The organism is Pseudonocardia xinjiangensis, assembly GCF_012911925.1.
Classification (GTDB): Bacteria; Actinomycetota; Actinomycetes; order Mycobacteriales; family Pseudonocardiaceae; genus Pseudonocardia; species Pseudonocardia xinjiangensis.
This window is the reverse complement of sequence record NZ_JAAXKY010000246.1, coordinates 1-6,822: the sequence shown is the minus strand read 5'-3', so window position 1 is coordinate 6,822 and position 6,822 is coordinate 1. Positions and strand designations below refer to the sequence as shown.

Annotated in this window: 5 protein-coding genes; 3 read left to right on the top strand and 2 right to left on the bottom strand. The window is 71.8% G+C overall.

The annotated features are described in order from the left end of the window. The coding region (locus tag HF577_RS36160) for a multifunctional oxoglutarate decarboxylase/oxoglutarate dehydrogenase thiamine pyrophosphate-binding subunit/dihydrolipoyllysine-residue succinyltransferase subunit (protein ID WP_211175385.1) at nt 1-3,548 on the top strand (3,548 nt) is incomplete at its 5' end. Between the two features lie 93 nt (nt 3,549-3,641). Next, the gene (locus HF577_RS36155; protein WP_169400503.1) at nt 3,642-3,824 is read left to right on the top strand and encodes a DUF6104 family protein; all 183 of its coding nucleotides are present in this window, start codon (nt 3,642-3,644) and stop codon (nt 3,822-3,824) included. Nucleotides 3,825-3,830: 6 nt separating this feature from the next. Here the strand turns inward: HF577_RS36155 and HF577_RS40005 are convergent, their stop codons facing one another. Next, the gene (locus tag HF577_RS40005; RefSeq protein ID WP_169400502.1) at nt 3,831-4,367 is read right to left on the bottom strand and encodes a helix-turn-helix domain-containing protein; all 537 of its coding nucleotides are present in this window, start codon (nt 4,365-4,367) and stop codon (nt 3,831-3,833) included. Nucleotides 4,368-4,432: 65 nt separating this feature from the next. Continuing rightward, entirely contained in the window at nt 4,433-5,842 is a 1,410-nt protein-coding gene (locus tag HF577_RS36145; RefSeq protein ID WP_169400501.1) for an amidase, read from the bottom strand. Nucleotides 5,843-5,988: 146 nt separating this feature from the next. On the opposite strand from HF577_RS36145, the gene HF577_RS36140 reads away from it, so the two are divergent. Beyond that, nucleotides 5,989-6,822, top strand: an 834-nt coding sequence (locus HF577_RS36140; RefSeq protein WP_312859607.1) for a C40 family peptidase, incomplete at its 3' end; no start/stop codon positions are given.

Sequence of the window (6,822 nt, the reverse complement as noted above, 5' to 3'; positions counted from 1 at the left end):
GTTCGGCCACGGCGAAGGGCTCGGCTGCTGCAAAGGGCTCCGCTGCTGCACAGGGCGGGGCCGCTGTGAAGGGCGGGCGTGACGCCGGGGAGAAGACCCCCGCCACGAGCTCCGCCACCACCACGGGCGCCTCCGACAAGCCCGCCGCCGGCAGCACCTCCCAGGCGGCGAAGCCCAGCCCGACGAGCGGCGGGGGCAGCTCCACGGCGCTGCGCGGCGCCGCCGGGGCCGTCGTCAAGAACATGAACGCCTCGCTGGCCGTGCCCACCGCCACGAGCGTGCGTGCGGTGCCGGCGAAGCTGCTCGCCGACAACCGCGTGGTGATCAACAACCAGCTCACACGCACCCGCGGCGGCAAGATCTCGTTCACCCACCTCATCGGGTACGCGGTGGTCAAGGCGCTGGCCGACTTCCCGGTGATGAACCGGCACTTCGTGGAGGAGGACGGCAAGCCCACGGTCGTCCAGCCCGACCACGTCAACCTCGGGCTCGCGATCGACCTCGCGGGCAAGAACGGCCAGCGCTCGCTCGTCGTCGTCTCGATCAAGGGCTGCGAGGCGATGAACTTCGCCCAGTTCTGGTCGGCCTACGAGGACATCGTGCGCAAGGCGCGGGGCGGCAACCTGCAGTCGGAGGACTTCGCCGGCACCACGATCAGCCTCACCAACCCCGGCACGCTCGGCACCAACCACTCGGTGCCGCGGCTCATGACGGGCCAGGGCGCGATCATCGGCGTCGGGGCCATGGAGTACCCGGCGGAGTTCCAGGGTGCCAGCGAGGAACGGCTCGCCGAGATCGGCATCAGCAAGATCATCACGCTGACCTCGACGTACGACCACCGCATCATCCAGGGCGCCGAGTCCGGCGACTTCCTGCGCCGCGTCCACGCCCTGCTGCTTGGCGAGGACGGCTTCTACGACGGGATCTTCCGCTCCCTGCGGGTGCCCTACGAGCCGATCCGCTGGGTGCAGGACATTCCCGACGGCGCCGTCGACAAGACCGCCCGCGTCATCGAGCTGATCGACGCCTACCGCACGCGCGGCCACCTCATGGCCGACACCGACCCGCTGAACTACCGCCAGCGCCGCCACCCCGACCTCGACGTGCTCTCCCACGGCCTCACGCTGTGGGACCTCGACCGCGAGTTCGCCGTCGGCGGTTTCGGCGGCAAGGAGCGGATGAAGCTGCGCGACGTGCTCGGCCTGCTGCGTGACTCGTACTGCCGCACCATCGGCACCGAGTACATGCACATCGCCGACCCCGAGCAGCGCACCTGGCTGCAGGAGCGCATCGAGGTCCCGCACCAGAAGCCCAACCCGGCCGAGCAGAAGTACGTGCTGAGCAAGCTCAACGCGGCCGAGGCGTTCGAGACGTTCCTGCAGACCAAGTACGTCGGGCAGAAGCGGTTCTCCCTGGAGGGCGGCGAGACCGTCATCCCGCTGCTGGACGCCGTGCTGGACAAGGCCGCCGAGCACGAGCTCGACGAGGTGGTCATCGGGATGCCGCACCGTGGCCGGCTCAACGTGCTGGCCAACATCGTCGGCAAGCCGATCAGCCAGATCTTCCGCGAGTTCGAGGGCAACCTCGATCCGGGCCAGGCCCACGGATCGGGCGACGTGAAGTACCACCTCGGAGCCGAGGGCAAGTACTTCCGGATGTTCGGCGACGGCGAGACGGTCGTCTCGCTGGCGTCCAACCCGTCGCACCTCGAGGCCGTCGACCCGGTGCTGGAGGGCATCGTCCGCGCCAAGCAGGACCTGCTCGACAAGGGCGAGGGCGGGTTCACCGTGCTCCCGCTGATGCTCCACGGCGACGCCGCGTTCGCCGGCCAGGGCGTGGTGGCCGAGACGCTGAACCTCGCGAAGCTGCGCGGCTACCGCACCGGCGGCACCGTGCACGTGGTGGTCAACAACCAGGTCGGGTTCACCACCGCGCCGGAGCACGCCCGCTCGTCGCAGTACTCCACCGACGTGGCGAAGATGATCGACGCCCCCGTCTTCCACGTGAACGGCGACGACCCCGAGGCGTGCGTCTGGGTGGCCAAGCTGGCGGTCGAGTACCGCGAGCGGTGGAACAACGACGTCGTGATCGACATGATCTGCTACCGCAGGCGTGGCCACAACGAGGGCGACGACCCTTCGATGACGCAGCCGGCGATGTACGACGTGATCGACGCCAAGCGCAGCGTCCGCAAGATCTACACGGAGTCGCTGATCGGCCGCGGCGACATCTCGATGGAGGAGGCCGAGCACGCGCTGCGCGACTTCTCCAACCAGCTCGAGCACGTCTTCAACGAGGTCCGGGAGCTGGAGAAGACACCGGCGACGCCGAGCCCGTCGGTCGAGCAGGAGCAGTCGGTGCCCGTCGACCTCGACACCTCGGTGTCGGTGGAGGTCGTGCACCGCCTCGGCGACGTGCACGTGGAGCTGCCTGAGGGCTTCACGGTGCACCAGCGGGTCAAGCCGGTGCTGCAGCGGCGCTACCAGATGTCGCGCGAGGGCGGCATCGACTGGGCGTTCGGCGAGCTGATCGCGCTGGGCTCGCTCGCGATGGACGGCAAGCTCATCCGGTTGTCGGGCCAGGACACCCGCCGCGGCACGTTCGTGCAGCGCCACTCCGTGGTGATCGACCGCAAGACGGGTGAGGAGTACTACCCGCTCCGCAACCTCGCCGAGGACCAGGATCGCTTCCTGCCCTACGACTCGGCGCTGTCGGAGTTCGCGGCCGTCGGGTTCGAGTACGGCTACTCGGTGGCCAACCCCAACGCCTTCGTGGCGTGGGAGGCGCAGTTCGGCGACTTCGTCAACGGCGCCCAGTCGATCATCGACGAGTTCATCTCTTCCGGTGAGGCGAAGTGGGGCCAGACGGCCGACCTCGTGATGCTGCTGCCGCACGGGCTGGAGGGCCAGGGGCCCGACCACTCCTCGGGCCGCATCGAGCGGTTCCTGCAGCTGTGCGCGGAGGGATCGATGACGGTGGCGCTCCCCTCGGAGCCCGCCAACTACTTCCACCTGTTGCGCCGGCACGCGATGGACGGGGTGCGCCGCCCGCTGATCGTCTTCACGCCGAAGTCGATGCTGCGCAACCGGGCCGTCGTGAGCCCGGTGTCCGACTTCACCGGCGGCCGGTTCCGCTCGGTGATCGACGACCCGCGCTTCCGCGAGACCGACGGTCCCGCCTCCGGCGTCCGCAAGCTGTTGCTGTGCAGCGGCAAGATCTACTACGAGCTCGCGGCCGCCCGCGACAAGCAGGAGATCGACGACACCGCGATCGTGCGCATCGAGCAGCTCTACCCGGTGCCGGACCGCCAGCTCGCCGCGGTGCTCGAGCGCTACCCCAACGCGGAGGACATCCGCTGGGTGCAGGAGGAGCCGGCCAACCAGGGCGCCTGGCCGTTCTTCGGGCTGGTGCTGCCGGAGATGCTGCCCCGGCTCGTCGGGTTCCGGCGGGTCTCGCGGCGGCGGATGGCGGCTCCCGCGCCGGGTTCGTCCAAGGTGCACGAGGTCGAGCAGAAGGCACTGATCGACACGGCGCTCAGCGACCGGTAACTCGTCGGGATCGGTGCGAGCCGCACACCGGCGCCCTCACCGGGGCGCCCGGGTGCGGCTCGCACCGTCTGGCGCCGCGCTAGCCTGTCTGGCGTGTATTTCACCGACCGCGGCATCGAGGAGCTCACCGAGCGCCGAGGCGAGGAGCAGGTCAGCGTCGAGTGGCTGGCCGACCGGCTCCGGGCCTTCGTCGACCAGAACCCGGCGTTCGAGGACGCGGTGGAACGGCTGGCGAGCTTCCTCGCCCGTGACGACTCCGACGACCTCGAGGACTGAGCGGGGTCAGTAGCCGGGTGGCGTGATCGAGACGACGAACTCGGCCTGCTCGCGGTAGGGGTTGACGTAGCGGTGCGGCAGGCGGGAGTCGAAGTAGCAGCTGTCGCCCACGTCGAGCGCGCGCTCGGCGCCTGCCACCTCGACCACGAGCCTGCCGGCGGTGACGAGCGCGCACTCCTCGCTGGGGTGCGACCAGGGTTCCGCCGCTGACGCCCCGCCCGGCGAGAGCACGCCGTGCAGCACCTCCAGGCGGCCGCGTCCCGGCGAGACGCGGGAGTAGGCGATGCCACCGCCAGGGGACTGCACGTGGATCCGGGCGTCGCTCCGTACCACCGCGACGTCCGCGGGTTCGGACTCCTCGAAGAGGCTGAACAGCGGTACGTCGAGCGCGCGGGCGATCTTGCGGACGGTCACGAGGCTGGGGTCGGCCAGCTCTCGCTCGACCTGGCTGATCAACGCGGTGGACACCGCGGCCCGGCGCGCGAGCTCGGTGACGGTGATGCCACGCGCGGTGCGCAGTGCACGGATCCGGGTGCCTACCACCGCGTCATCCTGCCAGCGCTGCTCCTTCCGGCCGCACCGGCAGCCCTGTCACCAGGCGAGGATCACTACGCAGTGGCGACGGCGGGGCGGACGAGCCCGTGGCCCGTGGCCTGCTCGAACGCCCGGCCGATCCGCAGCAGCCCGTTCTCGCCGCGGCGCGGACCGATGATCTGGACGCCGACCGGCAGGCCGTCGGACGTGAACCCCGCCGGCACCGACAGCGCCGGGGAGCCCGTGACGGAGATCAGGTAGGCCGAGGCCATCCACTCCAGGTAGTCGCGCATGGGCACGCCGGCCACCTCGGTCGGGTACTCCCACCCGACCGGGAACGGCGGCACCTGGCTCACCGGCGCGAGGAGCGCGTCGTAGCGGCCGAAGAACTCCCGCACGCGCTCCTGCACCGCGGCCTGCAGGGCGAAGCCGCGGCCGACATCGGTCCCGGTGAGCTTCCGACCGGCGAGGATGTTGTCGCGCAGCGACGCCTTGAACGCGTCGGGGTGCTCGTCGAGCAGCGCGGAGTAGGTGGTGTCGAACTGCCACGCCCGCAACGTCCGGAAGGCCTCGTCGGCGCCGGTGAGATCGGGGCAGGCGGGTTCGACCACGCATCCCAGCTCCTCGAAGACGCCCCCGGCCCGCTCGATCACCGCCCGGACCGCCGGGTCGACCGGCACCGCGCCACCGAGGTCGGGCGCCAGTGCGACACGCAGTCCGCGGACGTCGGTGGCCGGCTCGGCGGCGAACGCCGACCCGGGAGTGTCGAGAGCTGCCGGGGCGCGGGGATCGGGTCCGGCCAGCACGCCGAGCAGGAGTGCGACATCGGAGACCGTGCGAGCCATCGGCCCGGTGGCCGAGATGCTCGACCACGGCGCCGCGGTCGGCCACGTCGGCACCCGGCCCAGCGTGGGGCGCAGGCCGACCACGTTGCAGAACGACGCAGGGTTGCGCAGCGACCCGCCCATGTCGCTCCCGTCCGCGAGCGGCTGCATGCCGCAGGCGAGCGCCGCCGCGGCTCCCCCGCTGCTCCCCCCGGCCGAGCGGCCGAGGTCGTAGGGGTTGCGGGTCGCCCCGAAGACGGGGTTGACCGTGTGGCTTCCTGCCGCGAACTCCGGCACGTTGGTCTTGCCGATCGTGATCACGCCGGCGGCCCGCATCCGCTCCACGACCAGCGCGTCGCGCGCGGGAACGTTGTCGGCCAGCAACGGCGAGCCGAACGTGGTGCGGATCCCGGCCGTGTCGTGCACGTCCTTGTGCGCCACCGGCAGGCCGTGCAGCGGCCCGACCTCCTCGCCGTGGGCCAGCCGCTCGTCGGCGGCCGCCGCCTCGTCCGCCGCCCGATCGGCGACGAGCGTCACAACCGCGTTGATCTCCGGGTTGCAGCGCTCGATCTGCGCAAGGTGCGCGGCGAGCACCTCGCGGGCCGATACCTCCTTCTCCCGCAGCATCCGAGCGGTTTCGCGCGCGTCGGTGAAGACCATGCCGTCATCGTGCCCCTGCCGAACCCGCGCTGTCGCGGTGCTGACGGATTGCCGACAGGTTTCCCGGGTTGCGGCGACCGGTCTGGCGCACGGGTGGCGGCGAGGGCACGATCGGGCTACGTGATCAGGGACAGAGGAAGCGAGTCGTGACGACGAGGAACCGCCGTTCACCTGTCCGCGCGACACCCGTCGGGATTCTCGTTCTGCTCACGGGCACGCTGCTCGCCGTCCCGTCCGGCACGGCGCCCACACCTCCGCCCGGCGTCACCCCGTCGGTTGCGACGTCGGCCCCGGGCCCGGCCGCCACGGTGCCGGTCCGGCCCGTCGCCTCGGGCTCGCGGATCATCGGGGGCCGCCATGGCGGCACCGGATCGGTGGCTCTCGGGCTCCCGCTCGCGGACCTCACGGCTCCGGGCAGCGTCGCCCCGCCCGCGGCCCGGCCGTCCGCAGCGGCGCTTCCCGCCGTCCGCACACCGGCGCTGCCGAGGATCACCACCACGGCGAAGCCCGGCACCGCGGCGGCCGTGGCGATCGCCTTCGCGCTGGCCCAGCGCGGCCTGCCCTACGTGTGGGGCGGCGACGGCCCGCAGGCAGGCGAGGCGGGCTTCGACTGCTCCGGCCTCACCACGGCCGCCTACGACTACGCCGGCATCTCGCTGCCCCGGACCGCGCACACGCAGTACTACGAAGGGCCGCACGTGCCGGCCGGCGCCCCGCTGGAACCGGGCGACCTCGTGTTCTACGGGGTGCCCCGCCGCGTGCACCACGTCGGGCTCTATCTCGGCAACGGCCGGATGATCAACGCTCCGACGTTCGGGAAGCCGGTGCGCACAGCCTTCGTCCGCTACCCGGGCGACGACTACCTCGGCGCCACCCGCCCCGCCGCGGGCCGCGACGCGCCCGGGCTGCTGCACCAGCCGGACCTGCCGGTGCCGGTCCCGCCGGTGCCCTCCCCCGAGGTGCCGCCCGCTCCCACCGAG

What these genes read in the sequence shown, in the direction of transcription:
- HF577_RS36145 (WP_169400501.1), bottom strand. Translation starts at nt 5,842, where the DNA reads ATGGTCTTCACCGACGCGCGCGAAACCGCTCGGATGCTGCGGGAGAAG.